This window comes from Burkholderia cenocepacia (assembly GCF_014211915.1).
GTDB classification, from domain to species: Bacteria; Pseudomonadota; Gammaproteobacteria; order Burkholderiales; family Burkholderiaceae; genus Burkholderia; species Burkholderia orbicola.
This window is the reverse complement of sequence record NZ_CP060041.1, coordinates 700,086-717,359: the sequence shown is the minus strand read 5'-3', so window position 1 is coordinate 717,359 and position 17,274 is coordinate 700,086. Positions and strand designations below refer to the sequence as shown.

Here is a 17,274-nt window from a genome sequence, read left to right as displayed (position 1 = left end):
CGTTGCATGGGATCTTCGTGAATTCGTGTGAAGGTTAAGCACAAAAGGAAAGCGGTGCCGAAGGAACGGAATGGTTGTGCGACCAACCAGACGATTCCAGCGACCACCGCTTGCATGGCGGATCATAAACGCGACCTCCCGTTCAGGGAAGGATTTGGCGCTGCGAGGCGTTGGAGGGGATGCGGGCGGGAATCAGAACGTGTGGCGAATGCCCACCGCAAACGTGTTGCCGGTGGGGTGAGCGCTCAGCTTGTCGTAAGCGTAAACCGCGTAGAGGTCCGTCCGTTTCGACAGCAGGTGGTTGTAGCCGACGGACGCGGTATTCCGCAGGCTGCCGGCCGCCGGGGTAGCGCCGGACCGCTTCGTGCGCGCCCACTCCGCGAGCAGGAAATCGGCCGGTGACAACGGGATCGACAAGCCGGCTTCGTAGGTGTGGCTGCCGGTCGGCGTACTCGCGTCGCTCGTCATCGCCCACGCGCCGTAGAGCGTGACGAGCTTGAAGTCGTATGCCGCGCCGGCCAGATAGGCGTACTGCGCGCCGACCGGCCCTGCCGCGGTATACCGCACGCGCTGGCCGGACAACACGGCCGTGAGGCCATGCCCTTGATAGTTCAGGTGAACGCCGAGATTACCGACGCCCGGCGAACCCGCCACGCCGCCAAGACCGTAGATGACGGTGGCGGCGAACCCCTTGAAGTCCGGCGTCGTGTACTTGACGGTGTTGTTCCACACCGTATCGCCGATGATCGTCCCGCCATAGTTGGTCACGAACGTCTGCAGGACGAGCGGAGAGAAGACGGTCGAGGATCCGAACGGATTGACGAGGGATTCAGCCGTATAGGCCGGGTTTCTTTGTCGCCCGAAGGTCACCTGCCCGAAGTCGCCTTGAAAGCCCACGTACGCGTTGCGCGACCAGAACGGGTCCGCCGTACTGCGCCCGAGCGCGCCGTTCGCGGGTTGAAAGAAGCTTTCGAGAACGAAAATGGCGCCGACGCCGCCGCCAAGGTCTTCCTTGCCGCGGATTCCCCAGAACGACGTGGTCAGCCCGCCGCTCCCCATCTGTACCGCGGACTGCGGCGTGTCGCTGCGTTTGATACTGCCGACGTAGGTGCCGATGAGGCCATAAAGCTGGACCTGGGAGCCGCTATCCGCGTATGCCCCGACGGAATTCAATACCAGACCGGCGCTGAATATCGCCGTCACGCCGAGCGTACCGACAACGCGCCGAGCGGCAACGCGCACCACGACCTGTCGTGTCTTTTTCATTTCGATTGTCTCCATTCATATTTTTGTGAGCGGCTTTTTCCGTGACCATCCATCTGTAGTGCTGATTGAATAGCGGGAATGGCGGCCATTGTTTCGAGCACGTCGCCGAAGTCGCTGGCGTGACGAGCGAGGAAACGCCTTCCCGCGAGGCTTCTCAGGGGAAGGCGCCGTCAGGCATGCGAGTGGCTACGGGGAAATTTCCTCGAGCGAACGATTGGTCGTCTCCACCATTCGCGCGGCGACGAAGAAACCCACCGCACTGACCGCGGCAAACATGACGAATACCGCGGCGATGCCTTTCCCGGTCAATACGACGCCGACGATCGCCGGCGCGGCAGCAGACGCCGCGCGCAGCCAGGAGGTCGCGAGACCGGTGCCGATGGCGCGCATCCGGGTGGGGTAGATCTCAGGGGTGTACAGGTACAGAAGGACCGTGGTCGTTGCCATCACCGCGTACGCCGACGATCCGAGCAACATCACGGACCACGCGCTGCCGGCGCCATGAATGCCGAGTACGGCAAGCAGGGCCGCGCTGATGATGAAGCAGGCCATTGCCCACCGGCGGCGCCCGACCCGATCGATCAGCAGCGCACAGGCAAGCACCCCGCACGTACTCAGGACGTTCGAGATGGATGCCATCTGAAGCGACGTCTGCAGCGGCAGATGGTAGACCGTCCTGTAGAGGCTCGGCAGCCAGTTGTTGATGCCATTGGCCACGAAATAAGCGCTTGCCCAAAGCAGCCACACGACGACGGTGCGGCCTCGGTAGAACGGCGAGAAGAGTTCCTTCCAGGTTCCCTTCCGCTTCGACTGTCGTCCGACCAGAAGGCTCGCCACGCGCGCGTCCACCTCGGCCCTTTGGACTTGTATGTCGAGGTTGCGCTTCGTCGTGCTGGCTTCCAGCCGCTCGATGATCCGTTCGGCCTTATCGAGACGCCCGCGTGCAACGAGCCAGCGCGGCGACTCCGGAAGACGTGCGATCAGGATCGCGACGACCATGCCCGGAATCCCGCCGATCAGGAACATAGTTTCCCAGCCGAAGCGCGGGACGACGAACGCACCGAGCTGCGCGGCCGCGAGCAGGCCCAACGGGAAAATGAGTTCGTACAGGATGAAGAAACGCCCGCGGCCGTGCGCCTGAGACAGCTCGTTGATGTACGTGGCGGCCACGGGCACTTCTCCGCCCACGCCGATGCCTTGCAGGAAGCGCATCAGAAACAGCATGTGAAAGCTGCCGGTGAACGCGCATACGACGCTCATCGCCGACATGACGCCCACCGCGACGGTGGCGCTCGGCACTCGCCCCAGGCGCTCGGCCAGCCAGCCGAACACCAACGCGCCGACGACCTGGCCCAGATAGCCGGCAGCGATCAGCACGCCGATCTGACCGGGAGAAAGATGCCACAGCCCCACCAGGACGGGCAGCACGAAAGCCAGCGAAAGTGCGTCGAATGCATCGAAGAGGGTCGCGCTGCCCATGACGATCCGTGCCCGAGTGTGCCACTTGCAGAACGGCACGTTCTCGATGCGGAACAACAGGTTCGCCGCCCGCAGTTGCTCGCTCATGGGACGCGTTTCGCTCGCGGATCGACCAAGGTCGACGCCGCAGGCGGTCGAAGGGGTGTTCATGCTGTCTCCTGAAAAGCTGCATTTTATGGACCTTCGGCTTGCTTCTTGTTTTGCAGCGCCGGTCGCGTTTTTTATGGCTTGCCGCGACATCGGCGCGTTTTTTTATCGTTTGCCGAGCCTGTCGGCGGCGGCGCGCGCCACGAGGTTTGCGCGCCGCCCCGACTGCTCGATGCCAACGGCACAGCGGGCGGCGCTGCGCCGTCGGCATCCGGCTATGGACGTACCGCGCGGGAGTCAGTCGACGAGGCCGGCCGAACGAAGCGCGTCCGCGATTTCAACGTCCGCGCCTTGCGCGAGCGGCAGCAACGGCGAGCGCACGGTAGCGTGTTCGAGGATGCCGCGGGCCACCAGGCCATGCTTGAGCGCGACGGTGCCTTCCATGTGCGACCCGCGGTGATACACGTTGCGCGTCACCGGCAGCAGGCGATCGTGAATCGCGCGGGCGGCCGGGTAGTCTTTCGCCTTGCCTGCCCTGATCAGTTCGATGAGCGGTTCGGGAGCCAGGCCGCCGTAGCCGACGAGCGCGCCGTCGACGTCGAACATCGTGTGAAGCAGATACTCGTCGTGGCACGTCAGGATTTGCAGTTCCGGACGCTCGCGTCGGATGATCGGAATCTCGACGTCCCAGCGACGCATGTTGCGTACGCCGTTTTTCATCGCGAAGACGCCCGGTTGCGCGGCGATTTCCAGCTGTGTTTCGAGGTTGTAGGTCGCCTTGGTGGCGTCCGGGTACTGGAACAGGATGAGCGGCAGGCCGCTGCCCTCGTGGATCGCGCGGTAGCGATCCTGCGGCGCGCCTTTCTGATAGCCGAAGCGCAGCCAGCCGTGCGACGGATACACCAGACCGGCCGACGCGCCGGCCTCCACCGCGCGCTTCGCCTCTTCCACCGCCACGTCCGTGCCTTCGAGCGTGATACCGGCGATGACCGGAATCTTGCCGTCGACGGACTTCACGAAGCTTTCGATGACTTGAGCCTGTTCTTTCTGCGAGAGGAACGTGCCTTCGCCTGCGTGCCCGAGCACCGTCAGACCTTTGACGCCTTCGATGCCGCCCAGCCACGCGCCCAGCCGTTGAATGGCGGCATGGTCCACCGCGCCCTCGCGGGTGAAAGGGGTAACGGGTGCCGGGACCAAACCGCGCAGATCGATCGCTTTCATGACGTCTCCAAATGTGAGCTTTTCCGCTCCTCTTTCCAAGAGGAGAGCCCGCTGCCCGTTGCGCATCGCGCCGGAACAACGGTGCATGCGTTGCAGTGTAGGGACGCGCGACCCATGCGAGAACAGCCAGAGTACACATTTCAGCTATACTGATTTGACATATCTTGGGGGGAGGCTTCGCGGTGGACTATGCGGCCTGGAAGCTATTCATCGACGCGGCGGAACTCGGGAGCCTGAGCAAGACGGCCATTGCTTACGGAACCAGCCAGCCCCACATCAGCCGGCAGATCGTCGAGCTCGAGCAGTATTGCGGCGGCCGTCTGTTTCAACGGACAGGCCGCGGCGTGGTATTGACCGAGCTGGGCGCGCGTATCGCGCCGCGCGTGAGGACCTGGCTGGCCAGCACGGAGCAGTTGTCCAACGACATCCGCAGCACGGCGGGCGAGCCGATCGGCGTGGTCAGGCTCGGAATCCTGCCCTCCACCGCTCATCCCCTCGTCAGCACCCTTTACCACCAGCTTCGAGAGCGTTACCCGCTGGTGCAGTTACAGGTGCGCGAGGGTCAAGGGGCGCTGCTGGAAACCTGGCTCGAGAACGGCAGCGTCGATCTCGCCATCCTGTTTCGGAACAGTCCGACGCCGAGAAACGGCGACGAATATCTGGTCGAGGCCGCGACTTACCTCGTGGGGCGGAAGGCGATCCTTTGACCAGTCAGCCGACGATCGCGTTTTCCAGGCTCGATGGCATTCCGCTGGTCTCTTTCTGCCGCCCCAACAGCTGGCGCGAGCGGCTCGAACAAATCGCGGGCGAACATCAGGTGTCGCTCAATTTCGCGGCGGAAGCGGATTCACTGAGCCTGCAGGGGCACATCGTCGCCGACGGCGGCATCCATGCGTTGCTAGGCCCTTACGCGATCGCCAATCTGGAACGGGAATGCCGGTTGCAGGCGTCGATGGTGGTCGATCCGTCCGTGCCGCGCTTCATTGCGCTCGCCATGTCGCCTCACGGCGAACTGACGCTGGCGTGCCGCACGGTCATGCAGCTCACGAAGGAAATCGCACGGTCGCGCAATCTCTCGTCGGATCTTCGGTTGGGCGTGTCTGCCGCGTTCCTGCGTTCCATCTGAAGGGCCGGGGTACGGTGTGTTCGCAGTCCTGATCGAGCGGGATATCGATGTCCGCCACTGTGTCGTGTTGTCGGGCGAGCGGCGCGACGGGATGGCGCAACTGCTCCATCCGCCGCGCGCATCTTCGTCGATATCTAGTACGACTTGCCGCCCACCGTCGCCGCTTCCAGTTCGCGCGTGACGATCTGCGTGCCGCCGACGTTGGCGACGGACTTGACCACGCCGACGCCCGGCGCGAGCCAGTCGTCAGCGCTCGTCTTGGTCGTCACCGCCTGGTTGGCGGTAGTCTCCGTGGTCTGATAATGGCAGGCGTTCGCAAACACCTTGCCGTTCCTGAGGCTGACCGTTTCGCGCGCGACGTACGTCCGCTGGATCGAGACAGCCGTTTGCGCGCCGCCTGACGGAACGACGGGCGTATCCACGTAGTTCACCGTCTCGCTTCCCGCGAGCCCGATCGTCTCGACGTAGGGCGGCGAGTTCACGTCCCGCAACGCGAGCGTGCCGCCGCTGTAGACTTCGCCGCCGTAGTACGTGCGTACGCCATTGCCGACGAGGTAGTAGTGATTGGTCTGGATCGGCGAGCCTGCCGTGGTTTCGGCCTGCTGCGTGAGCGCCACGCCGTCGAACGTGGCCGACGCGTAAGTCCGCGTGTACACGCCGTTGTCGACCGACGGGCTCTGCGAGTTCACTTGCGTATACATGTGCAGTTGCACGGTATCGCCCTGCTGGTAAACCGGATCGCACTCGACGTTCGACGCGGTCGGCGAGCCCGGATTGCCGCCGGATGTGCCCGTGGTCGGCGTTCCGCCGCTGCCGCCGTTGTTGCTCGTGCCCGATCCGCCTGATAAAGCAGGCGAGGAATTGTCGTCACCGCCGCCGCAAGCGGTCAGCGCGAGGCAGGTCAATGCGATCAGTGCAACGGCTTTCATCGGGATCCCCCTCTGGACGAACCGAACGAACGCAGCCAGTGCGCGCGCATCGTGCCGCGCGCACCGACCCTCACGAATCACGAATCAGACATCGGGAATCAGCCATCGGCCGGCGCCCCCCGCCGGCCCGGCAACGTCAGTTGACCTGCAGCTGGCCACCGCGGCCCAGCCCGCCCTTGACGTCCTGCGCCTTGTAGCTGCGCAGCGCGACGACCATCTTGTTGTACGCATCGATGAACGCGACGACCGTCGCCTTGCCTTCCGGCGTCGACGAGAAGCCCGCCAGCGCGCCGCCCACGCCGCCGCCGAAGCCGCCCAGCGCCGCGCCGTAGTTGGTCGCCGTCGAGCTGCCTTCCGACGCCGCGATCTGCACCGCCGAGCGCACGTCGAACAGCGTCAGCGTCACCACCGACGCCTTCGTCTGCAGATGGCCCGCCACCGCCGCCACCGCGCTGTTGCCGATCAGCCCGCCGATCATGCTGCCGATCCCGCCGATCGGCGAATCGTTGATCACGATCTGCGGCTCCATGTAGTAGTCGGCCGCGACGCGCTGGCCCTTCTGCTGCTTCGAGCCCGCGCGGTATTCGCCCGAGTTGCGCTGCAGCTGCGTGATGCGCGACAGGCGTGCGTCGCTCTTCTGGTTGCCGATCGACGTGATCACGAAGCAGTTCGACTGCTGCACCGCCAGCCGCAGCAGCGGATCGATGCTCGTCACCTTGGTGGCGCTGCCGAACTGGCCCCACCAGTCGGCATTGCGGCCGTCGTCGACCGCGATCGTGCCGAGCGGCGACGTGCAGCGCTGCAGTTGCGAATCGGCGCCGGCGCTCGCGCCGCCAGCCGCGGCGCCCGTCACGCCGGCGTTCTGCCCGCCGGGCGTCACCACGCCGCCGCAACCCGCGACGGACGCGCCAAGCGCTGCCACCAGCGCACCTTGAGTGAGACGTTGGAGAAGGTTGGTCTTCATTGTCGTTGTCGATCGATTAGAGTCGTTGTTCGGCTTATGTGTCCGTGCGAACTTCGATAAGCCCCCGGCGCGGCGCGCGATGGTGGTCTCCCCGCGGCTGCCCCGTTGCCCGATGCCCGGTCAGTAGTACCAGTACGTCTGCTGCCAGACGCCGTAGTACGGATAGCCCGAGTACCAGTAGCCGTAATAGGTGTCACGCCATTGCGTGCGCCATTTCCAGTCTTCTTCGTCCTCTTTCTTCGCCTTGCGCGCGAGATCGAGCAGCTTTTTCGATTCCTTGTCGCCGCGAGCGGCCGCGATCGACAGCCACTTCTCCGCTTCGCGCGCATCCGAGCCCATTTCCTCGAGGCCGAACAGGTAGAAACTGCCGAGCGCCTTCTGCGCGTTCAGGTCGCCGCGTTCGGCCGCCTCGCGCATCCACTTGAGCGCCTGGTAGCTGTCCTGGCGCACGCCGTCGCCGCGGAAATAGCGCAGGCCGAGGTCGTAGGCGGCCTTCGGCTGGGTCTTCGCGGTTTGCTTGAGCGCGGCGATGCGCGGATCGTCCCGGTCTTCCGCATCGTCCCTTTTTTGATAGGAGACCTGATCTTTAGGGCGATCGGAACAACCGGTGTCGTCGCAGATCCGTACCGTGCCGGCAGTCACCGACGGATCCTGCGCGCACGCGGCCAACAGCAACAGCAGCCCCGGTGCGAGTAAACGGCGATACATGGGTATTTTCCTCACGTTTCATTGGCGCCGTATTGCTTCGCGCACTCGCCCGCGAGCATGCCCCCGGCTGATGCGAGGCGCTGCGCGGCGAAGATCGTCCGCGGGCCCGCATGCCAAGGCTCTCTCAGGTTCTCTTGTCGGCTTGAAACATTGTGCAGGGTCTGCTGCCGCAGACGACGGAAAGGGGGACACTAGCCACCGTTCCGTCTCTTCAATCCACGCAATATCGATCATTGCTCATTGAGTTCAAATGATACATATCGGTCTATCCAATAGTCAAGGTGACCTGAGAACCGGTTCGCCGAGCGCGGTTTACCGACACGGAAGTGCCATCAAACAGGCCCGGGAGGTCAATCTCAACGAGTCGCCTGGTGCTAGAATAATCGGTCTACGCTGCTGAAATATCGAGGAGGAAACCGTTCGTGCGAGCCAACAAACGCCAGCTGGTGGTAGACAAAGCGACCGAACTGTTCTCGAGGCACGGATTCCACCCGGTGGGCGTGGACTGGATCATCGACGATTCCGGTGTCGCCCGAATGACGCTGTACCGGCATTTTGCGAGCAAGGACGAGCTCATCCGCGAAGTGCTGGTCCAGCGGTACGACCTGATCGTCGGTAGCATCGACGCGCAGTTGCAGCACGTCGTCGATCCGGTCGAGCGCGTCAAGACCATCTTCGACTGGTATGAAGCGTGGTTCCGCACACCGGAATTTGCCGGCTGCCTGTTCGAGCGTGCGCTGGCCGAATTCGGCACCGCTTACGCGCCGATCTCGGATGTCGCGATCCGCTATCGCCGCAAAATGGTCGAATGGATCGCAGAACTGATCGAGGCCCTCGTGCCGCCCGAAACCGCGAACCGGCTGGCGACCGTCTTCATGATGCTGCTGGACGGCGCCACGGTCGACGCGCGGGCGTTCAACGACTCCGCGGCGGCCGGCCGCGCGTGGCAGGCCGCGCATGCCCTTCTCGAACAGGCGATGCACGCGACGGCCTCGCCCGCCGACGGTGCGGCCAACCCGACGTAACGCACGTCGCGCGCCGTCGTATTGCAGGCAAACCGAGGTCGAAGGGCGCCGGGAGGACGACATGCAGGAGCGGATGCGCTTGATCGGTTTCGTGCTGGGTGCGGCAATCGCATGTGCCGGCTGCAAGCCGGTGAATGTCAGCCGATATGAAATCCAGCACCGCGACCGAAACGGCCTCACGATCGTTGCGTACACCACGGAAGACCTCGCGTCGCTCGACAAGACGCCGTGGGCCGACCACGTCTACCTCCGCTACGCGGTCACGCCGGTCACCATTCTCGAGCGATTCGATGTGGGCGCAACCGATCTCGACGACTATCCGTTCTCTGCCCGCCGGCTCGACATCCACGCCCGCTGCCCGGTCCCCACGTCGGACTTCTGCTCCTCCTGGTTCATTCCGTTCCATGATCGCGCGGGGCTGCATGGCCTCGACTATGTGTCGGGACTCGATGCCAGCGAACCGGCGCGCCTGAAGTTGCGCATCGGCGGCGCAAGCATGGCCGGAACCCGGCTGGTGTCGAAGGAACACGCGATCAACGTCGACGCGGGCGACGTGGCGAAACCGGGCGGGCCGTAATACCCGCGAGGCCCCGGGGCGAGACACCCGTCGAGCGGGCACGGCGATTGCGCATGCTGCACTCCCGGGAGGCCCGCCATCATGAACGACAACGATTTTCTCCAGCCCGAGCCGACGGAACCGGCGCCGAACGGGATCACGTGGGTCCGGCGTCTCGGCCCCGGCCTGATCACCGGCGCCGCCGACGACGATCCTTCCGGCATCGGCACCTACTCGCAGGCGGGCGCGCAATTCGGCTTCGAACTGCTGTGGTCGCTGTTGCTCACGTACCCGCTGATGACGGCCATCCAGTTGGTCAGCGCGCGAATCGGCCGCGTGACGGGCAAGGGTCTCGCGTCCAACATGCGCAAGCACTACCCGCCATGGCTGCTGTACGGGACGGTCGTGCTGCTGATCACGGCCAACGTGATCAACATTGCGGCCGACCTGTCGGCCATGGGCGCGGCCGTCAATTTGTTGCTGCCCGGCCCGCAGCAGCTTTACATCGCGTGCCTCGGCGGCGTGTCGGTCGTGCTGCAGGTTTTCGTCCCGTACGACCGCTATTCGCGATTGCTCAAATGGACGGCGCTGACGCTGCTCGCCTACGTCGCGGTCGCCCTCATCGTGCCGGTCAGCTGGGCCGAGGTCGGTCGCGCGATCGTGCAGCCCCACGCGCAGTTGAGCGCCGCGTATCTGACCACGCTCGTCGCCGTGCTCGGCACGACCATCAGCCCGTATCTGTTTTTCTGGCAGGCGTCCCAGGAAGTCGAAGAATTGCGCGCCGTGCCGGACGCGCGGCCGCTGCGGCGCATGCCGCGCCAGGCGCCCGCCCAGTTGCGCCGGATCAGCTTCGACACGTGGTTCGGCATGGGCGTCTCGAACGTAATCGCCTTCTTCATCGTGCTGACGGCGGCCGCCACGCTCAACGCGCATCACATCGACGTCAAGACGTCGGCGGATGCGGCGCGGGCGCTCGAGCCGCTTGCCGGTCACTTCGCGTACGTGCTGTTTGCGCTCGGCATCGTCGGCACCGGCCTGCTGGCGCTGCCGGTGCTCGCGGGCTCGGCCGCCTACGCGGCAGCGGGTACGTTCCGCTGGCGCAACAGTCTCGCGCTGCAGTGGGGCGTCGCGCCGGAATTCTATGCGGTGATCGTATTGGCGATCGTCGGCGGAATCGCGTTCACGTTCATGCATTTCGACCCGATCCGCGCGCTTTACTGGAGCGCCGTCATCAACGGCGTGAGCGCCGTTCCGATCATGGTCGTGATGATGCTGATGGCGAGAAGCAAGCGGGTCATGGGCGAGTTCGCCGTCAGCGGCGCGCTTGCGTGGGGTGGATGGATCGCGACGCTCGCGATGGCGATCGCGGCAATGGGCGTGTTCGTGCCCGGATAGAACCGGCGGCGCGAATGCCGCGGCTCGCCGCGCTTACTCGAGTTCGCCCGTGTTCATCGCGGTGCCGACTGCATTGCGCAGCACGTCCGCGAGCCGCTGGTTCTCGTCGATGCGGGCCTGTTCGATCGCGACGTCCTCGGCGTTGCCGGTCCGGCGCGCCCATTCCTGACGCTCGCGCGCAAAGATCATGCGCTCGTGAACCGCGCGGATCGCCGTCCATATCGCATCTTCCGCTTTCTGGGCTTCCGCGTCGTCGAGAGAAAGCGCGGAAAACGCATGCCCGGTATGGCATCGGTATCGCAACGGACGATCGTCGCGCATGCGCCAGAGCACGCCGTTGCAACTGGGGCACGTGAGTGCGGAACGCGTGCCGATTTCGTCGAGAATCCCGGGATCGACGAGGCCCCCTCGGCAATCCGGCTCTCACGGTCCAGGTCGCGCAAGTCTGCCATCTTTCGCTGCTCCTTCGCACGTGCGCCGTAGACCGCTGCATGAATGGCCTGCGGCAGTTCTCCGGCCCTTGCGACCGCATCGGCGCCCGCCGCGGCCAACGCACTGCGCGGCATCGACGGCGCCTCGCATTCGTCGGGGTCCTGAACGATACCGTACCCGCCCCGGGCACGAATCGCCGCGAGGCCGGCCGCGCCGTCGTCGAGATCGCCGCTGAGCACCACGCCGATCGCACCGGCCCCATATTCGCGTGCGGCAGACCGGAACAGCGGATCGGCGGCCGGCCGGGTGAAGTTCTCGGCGGCCGTATCGAGCAGCCAGAGACCGCCGCCGCGCACGATCATGTGCCTGTCGGACGGGGCCACGTAAATCCGGCCGGCCTGCGGCGGTTCCCCATGTAGCGCCTCGCTTGCATCCAGCCTGCCCCATCGCGACAACAGCTCTGGCAGAATCGTCCGATGTCGACCAATGTGCTGCACGATGCAAATCGGCACCGGAAAATCCGCGGCGATGCCCGCCACCAACGTCCGGAGGACCGGGAGACCACCTCGGGACGACGCAATTACCACGATCTCTCGACGATCCATAGCCCCCCTTTGCGGAGAGAGCCGCAAATCGGGTTCCCGAACCGGAATTCCGTCACGCGCGGTGGCAGACCACGCAATGCGGGTCGGACGCGGTTGATGCAAGCCGCCGACGGGAAGCCGCGGCGCGAACGACCCGCGACGCACGCGCGGGTCGTCACCGGGCCGGCTAACGCGTATCGCCGAGCGTCGCGAGCAACATCCCGAAATCCAGCGGCTTGGACAGATGGGTGTCGAAGCCGGCCTCCGCCGCGGCCCGAACATCGTCCTGGCGATTACGGCCCGTCAGCGCAACGGTCCGCAGCGTGGCCCAGCGGGGATCGGCCTTGATCTGGCGAATCAACTCGTAGCCATCCATGTCGGGCAGCCCGATGTCGGACACGATGGCGTCGACGGGGGTCTGCGGCAGCCGCTCCAGCGCCTCGGCCCCGCTCTTCGCGGCCGTGACCGTTGCCCCCGCCAGCTCCAGCAGCGTCGTGAGCGACAGCGCGGTCTCCTGATCGTCCTCGACCAGCAGCACGCGAAGGCCGGCGATACTCCCCTCCGCCGCGCCGTTGCTGGAGGACACGGCACGCCCGTCCGATGCGGCCGGCAGCCATACCGTCATCGTGGTGCCGGCTCCCGGGCCATCGGACGCCGCGGCGATCCGGCCGCCATGCATTTCGACGAGTTGCCGAACCAGCGCCAGCCCGATGCCCAGACCGCCGCGGGTCCTGTCGCGCGGCGCTTGCCGGAACATGTCGAAGACATGCGGAAGCGTATCGCCGTCGATCCCCTGCCCGTCGTCGACGACGTCCACCCGCAGCATCCGCCCTTCATGCGCGAGACGCACGACGATCTCGCCATGCGATTGCGTGTACTTGAGCGCGTTGGACATCAGATTCCAGAAAATCTGCTCGCACCGCACCGGATCGGCGAGCGCGATGGCCGGCTCCGTCGGCAACTCCGTTTTGAGGACCAGGCCGCGTGCGTGGACGTCGCGCTCGCAGGTGTCCGCGATGCTGCGCAACATCGCCGTCAGGTCGACCCGGTTCAGCTCGAGCGCCAGCTTGCCGGTCTGGATGCGCGACAGATCGAGCAGGTCGTCGATGATCTGCGCCTGCGCACGCACGGCCTGCCGAATCGAGTCCGCGGCTTCGCGCACGGCGGGAATGTCGCGCGTTTCCGGCAGGCGCGGCAGCATTTCCGACTTGACGCCGATCAGGTTGAGCGGATGCCTGAGCTCGTGCGACAGCACGGCGATGAACTCGTCCTTCAGCTGGTTCGAACTGAGCGCCTGCTCGCGGGCCGCCTGCTCCCGCGCGAGCGCTTCGCGGTTCGCGTCGTCGCTCTGCTTGCGCAACGTCATGTCGCGCACGATCTTCGCGAATCCGTTGAACGACGTATCGGAAATCGGCGTGACGACGCCGCTGCAGAAAATCCGCCGCCCGTCCTTGGTCCGGTGCCAGCGTTCGTCGTCCGCGCGCCCTTCCCGAGTCGCGACTTCGCGCTCGCGCATCGGCACGAGCGCCTGTCGATCGTTGGGTTCGTAGATCAGCTCCACGTCCTGGCCGATCATCTCTTCTTCCGTATAGCCGAAGATGCGCTCCGCACCGGCGTTCCAGCTCACGATCGCGCCGTGGCCGTCCTGGATGATGATCGCGTAGTCCTTGGTGGACTGCGCGACCAGCCGCAGGCGCTGCTCGCCCGCCCGCGCCGCCTCTTCCGCGTGATGCCGGTCGGTGATGTCGATCAGCGTGATCACCGCGCCGTCGATGTGGTCGTCCGCCGTGCGGTAGGGCAGCAACCGCATCAGATACCACCGGCCGGCCTCGCTCTCGATCTCGCGCTCGATCAGCCGCAGCGACTGAAACGACTGCCGGACATCGTCGGCCAGCGTCGGATACCGCAGCGCGTGGGTGATATGAAACAGCGACCGGCCCAGGTCCGTATCGATCAGATTGAAAATCGCCGTGGCGTTGGGCGTAAACCGCTTGACCCGGATTTCCTTGTCGACGAACACGGTCGCGATCTCGCTCGACGCGATGATGTTGTGGAGGTCGTCGTTCGCCTTTGCGGTGTCTTCGATCCTTGCCTGCATTTCGGCGTTGGCCGTGGTCAATTCCTCGTTGACCGATTGCAGTTCCTCCTTGCTGCTTTCCAGTTCCTCGCTCGTGGAACGCAGCTCTTCGTTGATCGCCTGCAACTCCTCGTTCGACGCCTTCAACTCCTCGACGGACGTTTCGTACTGCTCGATGATCGTCGCGAGCTGCTCGCGACTGTGCTGCAGTTCCTGTTCGAGCTGCGCCAGAACCGGGTCCTGCCCGCTCGTCTCGGCCTGATCCTCCTCGGTCATCCGGCCGGCCACCTCGTCGAACACGATGAGGAGGAATTCCGCGTTCGCGACCTTGTCGTGAAACGGCCTGACGGTCATGTTGATCCACGACACGCGGGTGTCGTGTGCCCACTTGACCCGGCGCGCTTCCACGCTCGTGCCCGTTTGCAGCGCACGGAAGATCGCGGTGCGCAGATCGAGGCGCAGATCCGGCAGCACCAGCGTCATGATGTTGCTGGACAGCTCGCCGCCGACATGCCTGAGGAACCGGCCGGCGTTGTCCGACAGATGCACGACGTTCGATTCCTTGTCGATGATGACGCTCGGCGGCGAATACGTTTCGAGCGCGCGCTGATGGAGTTCCGAATACGAGAAATTGCGCTGTGCCGGGCTGGCCGGCACGCGCAACGGCGGCTGCGGCGCGGCGCGCTCGTCGGAGGCGCCGGCTTCGATCTGGAACAGCGGCGGAAAGCCCGTGACCGGCTTCGCGCGATGCGTGACGACACGGGCGCGATAGATCCGGCGCTTCTTGTCCACGACGGAAAACAGGTCGTCCGCCGCGTCGGCCGATTCCGCGGTGCCGAGAAACAGGTAGCCGTTCGGGCGCAACGCGAAATGGAACAGCTCCAGGATTTGCCGCTGCACCGCCCGCTCGAGATAGATCAGCACGTTGCGGCACGAGATCAGGTCGAGATGCGAGAACGGCGGATCGCGCAGCAGGCTGTGCGCGGCGAACAGGATGCGCTCGCGCACCGCCTTCGCGATCACGTAGTGCGCGCCTTCCCGCGTGAAATATCGCTGCAGCAGCCCGGCGGGCACGTCGCTCGCGATCGACAGCGGATAGGAGCCGGTTCGCGCGCGGACGATCGCCGCTTCATCGATATCGGTCGCGAATACCTGGATGGCCTGGCTCGACATCGCGGCCTCGCGCGCCCGCGCCAGCAACAGCGAGATCGAGTACGCCTCTTCGCCGGTCGCGCATCCGGCCACCCACACACGGACCTGCTCCTCGCCGGATTCGGCCGCGAACAACGAACCGATCACTTCCCGTTCGAGGAAATCGAACGCCTCGCGATCGCGGAAGAACTGGGTCACCCCGATCAGCATGTCCGCCAGCAGCGCGTTCGCCTCGTCCGGCGCGGCCCGCAGGAAATCCCGGTACGCGAGGAGATCGCGCTGGCCGTTGACCTGCATGCGCCGCTCGATCCGCCGCAGCACCGTGGCCCGCTTGTACAGCCTGAAATCGTGGCCGGTGCGTACCCGCAGGTGCATCAGAATGTCGGAGAGCGCCCGTTCGGGATCGTTGGCCGTCGGCCGATCGACGCTGTGCAGCGATTGCGCGAATTCGAAGCTTTGCTGTTCGATGCGGCGCGCATTCGACCAGAGATCGAGCAACCGTTGCGGCATGTCGGCCGCCGGCAGCACGATATCGACACGCGCCATGGCAATCGCGTGCTGCGGCATCTCCGCATGCTCGGCGTCGTCCGGTGTCTGCGCGAGCGTGATGCCGCCCGCCTCCTTGATGCGGCTCAAGCCTGCCGCGCCGTCGGAGCCGGTACCGGACATCACGATGCCGATCGCGCGCCAGTCGTGCGCGTCCGCCAGCGTCCGAAAGAAGTGGTCGATCGTGAACGGAGCGTCGTCGGACTGCTCCCGACTGCGGCAGCGCAGGCAACCGTCCGACATCTCGAGCTGCATGCCCGGTGCGATCACGTAGATGTGGTTTTTTTCGATCGGGACCGTGGACGTCACCTGATGCACCGGCATGCCCGTCGTGCGCTGCAGGACGGCGTCCATATGACTGACCTGCTCCGGCGCGAGATGGACGACGACGACGAACGCCATGTCCATGTTCGTCGGTGCGCTCTCGAAAAAGGTCTGCAACGCCATCGTACCGCCCGCCGACGCACCGATGCCCACTACCGGAAACGACAGATCGCTCTTCAACGTCGCGGGCGATGCAGGCCGCTCCTTGTGCATAAGCGCTTGCCGTGCCATTGACTTCTCCTGATGGTGTTGTGGGACCTCGTGTACCGGACGCCGGGCGATACCGGGTCGTATCGCCCTCGTCCGGTCGTCGTCCCACGATCCCGCTCGTGATACTTCCCCCTGTGCTTCCGTGCGCATTGTACGGCACCGGCAAGCGCGCGACCGCGCCTGACTGAAGGCTTGCAATCCTCGTGCGGTGAAGGGCCCGGAGCATGTGCGCGCGGGGGCGTCGAGATGCCGCGCAAAGACCACCGCGGCCGCACGTCGGGGTGTCACCGGAACGTCATTCGTGCCGACATACCATCCACCTCGGCTCGCGAGACGCGACGGGTTTCCCCGACTGCCAGCGGGAACGAATCGTGCTCCCGCTTCGGGCCGTCGAAACCAATTTATTTTCTTTGACGAATACCGTATTACCAGCGAATATTCGCGTCGATCAAGCGATTAGTACCGCTCAAAAACAGAACGAAACGATGCTCGCTCATGCAATCGGGGACGTTACGCTGCTTCGCCAACAGATACCGAATCGAAGGGGAAGAAATGACGCCGTTTTCCCAGGATGTGAGCATCAAGCAAACCGCCGCCGTCTCCAAGGCAGCCACGCCGTCGCCCGTTTTCTGGAAAGCGGGGCCGCTCGTCGAAACCGCTCCGCCCGAGCCGAAATCCGCAACGCCGGACCTGCGCGATTTCTTCGCCGCCGCCGCGTTGCAAGGATTGCTGTCGCGCGACGCCGGGCGCAACGTGTCGACGATCGCCGACTACGAATCGAAGCGCGCGGTCAGCGCCTATCGGCTCGCCGACGAAATGCTGAAAGCGCGATGAACCGGCACGCCGGCCGGCGCCGGTCGGGCCGCGCCGGCAACATGACCTTCATGCCGACGACGGCGGCAGTCGCGCCGAGCGCTCCCGGCGCGCCATGCGTGCGCTCGTGAAGGCGCCCATGACGTCACGCCGGCCGCAGCATCAAGCCAGCGCCAGCATCGATACCGGCAACGCGACGGACAGCACGACCTGGTCGATCACGCGCGCCCGTATCGAATCGCCGCCCATCCCGACGGCGACGAACGCAGGCGTCGTCGTGACGAGCCCGTGCGCCCGGGCCAGACTCCGGCACCCCACGAAGCCCCGCATGATCATCTGCCCGGCCATCGTGCCGACAAATGCAACCGCTTGAAAATCCG

General features: G+C 65.2%; 16 protein-coding genes. 6 read left to right on the top strand and 10 right to left on the bottom strand.

Features of this window, described 5'->3' with window-relative positions:
* Positions 1–192: 192 nt before the first annotated feature.
* The 3 genes from SY91_RS32420 to SY91_RS32410 form a co-directional block, all read right to left on the bottom strand.
* The gene (locus SY91_RS32420; RefSeq protein WP_023477594.1) at positions 193–1,266 is read right to left on the bottom strand and encodes a porin; all 1,074 of its coding nucleotides are present in this window, start codon (positions 1,264–1,266) and stop codon (positions 193–195) included.
* 186 nt (positions 1,267–1,452) lie between these two features.
* Positions 1,453–2,895, bottom strand: a complete 1,443-nt coding sequence (locus SY91_RS32415; protein ID WP_023477593.1) for an MFS transporter — start codon at positions 2,893–2,895, stop codon at positions 1,453–1,455.
* Between the two features lie 234 nt (positions 2,896–3,129).
* Complete coding sequence (locus tag SY91_RS32410; protein WP_043888513.1) at positions 3,130–4,053, bottom strand: dihydrodipicolinate synthase family protein; 924 nt, start codon at positions 4,051–4,053, stop codon at positions 3,130–3,132.
* Positions 4,054–4,235: 182 nt separating this feature from the next.
* On the opposite strand from SY91_RS32410, the gene SY91_RS35365 reads away from it, so the two are divergent.
* Both SY91_RS35365 and SY91_RS35360 read left to right on the top strand, forming a co-directional pair.
* Positions 4,236–4,760, top strand: a complete 525-nt coding sequence (locus tag SY91_RS35365; protein ID WP_260632505.1) for a LysR family transcriptional regulator — start codon at positions 4,236–4,238, stop codon at positions 4,758–4,760.
* Positions 4,757–5,179, top strand: coding sequence for a LysR substrate-binding domain-containing protein (locus SY91_RS35360; RefSeq protein ID WP_260632504.1), 423 nt, complete (start codon positions 4,757–4,759; stop codon positions 5,177–5,179). Before SY91_RS35365 ends, SY91_RS35360 begins: the two co-directional genes overlap by 4 nt.
* Positions 5,180–5,313: 134 nt before the next feature.
* On the opposite strand, the gene SY91_RS32400 is transcribed toward SY91_RS35360, so the two are convergent.
* From SY91_RS32400 to SY91_RS32390, 3 genes are all read right to left on the bottom strand, one after another.
* On the bottom strand, positions 5,314–6,108 hold the full coding sequence (locus SY91_RS32400; RefSeq protein WP_023477590.1) for a hypothetical protein: 795 nt from the start codon (positions 6,106–6,108) through the stop codon (positions 5,314–5,316).
* Positions 6,109–6,244: 136 nt separating this feature from the next.
* Positions 6,245–7,072, bottom strand: coding sequence for a hypothetical protein (locus SY91_RS32395; protein WP_034175555.1), 828 nt, complete (start codon positions 7,070–7,072; stop codon positions 6,245–6,247).
* A 120-nt stretch (positions 7,073–7,192) separates the two neighbouring features.
* On the bottom strand, positions 7,193–7,780 hold the full coding sequence (locus tag SY91_RS32390; protein ID WP_023477588.1) for a tetratricopeptide repeat protein: 588 nt from the start codon (positions 7,778–7,780) through the stop codon (positions 7,193–7,195).
* 422 nt (positions 7,781–8,202) lie between these two features.
* Between SY91_RS32390 and SY91_RS32385 the strand changes: the two genes are divergently transcribed.
* The 3 genes from SY91_RS32385 (at position 8,203) to SY91_RS32375 (ending at position 10,756) form a co-directional block, all read left to right on the top strand.
* Positions 8,203–8,805 (top strand): TetR/AcrR family transcriptional regulator, encoded by a 603-nt coding sequence (locus tag SY91_RS32385; RefSeq protein WP_043887971.1) that lies wholly within the window; start codon positions 8,203–8,205, stop codon positions 8,803–8,805.
* A gap of 61 nt (positions 8,806–8,866) precedes the next feature.
* Entirely contained in the window at positions 8,867–9,382 is a 516-nt protein-coding gene (locus SY91_RS32380; RefSeq protein WP_023476954.1) for a hypothetical protein, read from the top strand.
* An 81-nt stretch (positions 9,383–9,463) separates the two neighbouring features.
* Positions 9,464–10,756 (top strand): NRAMP family divalent metal transporter, encoded by a 1,293-nt coding sequence (locus SY91_RS32375; RefSeq protein WP_023476953.1) that lies wholly within the window; start codon positions 9,464–9,466, stop codon positions 10,754–10,756.
* Positions 10,757–10,789: 33 nt separating this feature from the next.
* On the opposite strand, the gene SY91_RS35355 is transcribed toward SY91_RS32375, so the two are convergent.
* From SY91_RS35355 to SY91_RS32365, 3 genes are all read right to left on the bottom strand, one after another.
* Entirely contained in the window at positions 10,790–10,945 is a 156-nt protein-coding gene (locus SY91_RS35355) for a hypothetical protein (RefSeq protein WP_260632503.1), read from the bottom strand.
* Positions 10,942–11,727: a chemotaxis protein CheB gene (locus tag SY91_RS32370; protein WP_260632502.1), complete on the bottom strand. Its 786-nt coding sequence runs from the start codon at positions 11,725–11,727 to the stop codon at positions 10,942–10,944. Before SY91_RS32370 ends, SY91_RS35355 begins: the two co-directional genes overlap by 4 nt.
* Positions 11,728–11,959: 232 nt before the next feature.
* Positions 11,960–16,102, bottom strand: a complete 4,143-nt coding sequence (locus tag SY91_RS32365; RefSeq protein ID WP_023476951.1) for a CheR family methyltransferase — start codon at positions 16,100–16,102, stop codon at positions 11,960–11,962.
* Positions 16,103–16,633: 531 nt separating this feature from the next.
* On the opposite strand from SY91_RS32365, the gene SY91_RS32360 reads away from it, so the two are divergent.
* Positions 16,634–16,915, top strand: coding sequence for a hypothetical protein (locus tag SY91_RS32360; RefSeq protein WP_034175559.1), 282 nt, complete (start codon positions 16,634–16,636; stop codon positions 16,913–16,915).
* A 141-nt stretch (positions 16,916–17,056) separates the two neighbouring features.
* Here SY91_RS32360 and SY91_RS35350 read toward each other — a convergent pair whose 3' ends face one another.
* On the bottom strand, positions 17,057–17,224 hold the full coding sequence (locus tag SY91_RS35350; RefSeq protein ID WP_234621976.1) for a hypothetical protein: 168 nt from the start codon (positions 17,222–17,224) through the stop codon (positions 17,057–17,059).
* Positions 17,225–17,274 lie beyond the last annotated feature (50 nt).

What these genes read in the sequence shown, in the direction of transcription:
- SY91_RS32420 (WP_023477594.1), bottom strand. Translation starts at nt 1,266, where the DNA reads ATGAAAAAGACACGACAGGTCGTGGTGCGCGTTGCCGCTCGGCGCGTT.
- SY91_RS32415 (WP_023477593.1), bottom strand. Translation starts at nt 2,895, where the DNA reads ATGAACACCCCTTCGACCGCCTGCGGCGTCGACCTTGGTCGATCCGCG.
- SY91_RS32410 (WP_043888513.1), bottom strand. Translation starts at nt 4,053, where the DNA reads ATGAAAGCGATCGATCTGCGCGGTTTGGTCCCGGCACCCGTTACCCCT.
- SY91_RS32400 (WP_023477590.1), bottom strand. Translation starts at nt 6,108, where the DNA reads ATGAAAGCCGTTGCACTGATCGCATTGACCTGCCTCGCGCTGACCGCT.
- SY91_RS32395 (WP_034175555.1), bottom strand. Translation starts at nt 7,072, where the DNA reads ATGAAGACCAACCTTCTCCAACGTCTCACTCAAGGTGCGCTGGTGGCA.
- SY91_RS32390 (WP_023477588.1), bottom strand. Translation starts at nt 7,780, where the DNA reads ATGTATCGCCGTTTACTCGCACCGGGGCTGCTGTTGCTGTTGGCCGCG.
- SY91_RS32380 (WP_023476954.1), top strand. Translation starts at nt 8,867, where the DNA reads ATGCAGGAGCGGATGCGCTTGATCGGTTTCGTGCTGGGTGCGGCAATC.
- SY91_RS32375 (WP_023476953.1), top strand. Translation starts at nt 9,464, where the DNA reads ATGAACGACAACGATTTTCTCCAGCCCGAGCCGACGGAACCGGCGCCG.
- SY91_RS35355 (WP_260632503.1), bottom strand. Translation starts at nt 10,945, where the DNA reads ATGATCTTTGCGCGCGAGCGTCAGGAATGGGCGCGCCGGACCGGCAAC.
- SY91_RS32365 (WP_023476951.1), bottom strand. Translation starts at nt 16,102, where the DNA reads ATGGCACGGCAAGCGCTTATGCACAAGGAGCGGCCTGCATCGCCCGCG.
- SY91_RS32360 (WP_034175559.1), top strand. Translation starts at nt 16,634, where the DNA reads ATGACGCCGTTTTCCCAGGATGTGAGCATCAAGCAAACCGCCGCCGTC.
- SY91_RS35350 (WP_234621976.1), bottom strand. Translation starts at nt 17,224, where the DNA reads ATGCGGGGCTTCGTGGGGTGCCGGAGTCTGGCCCGGGCGCACGGGCTC.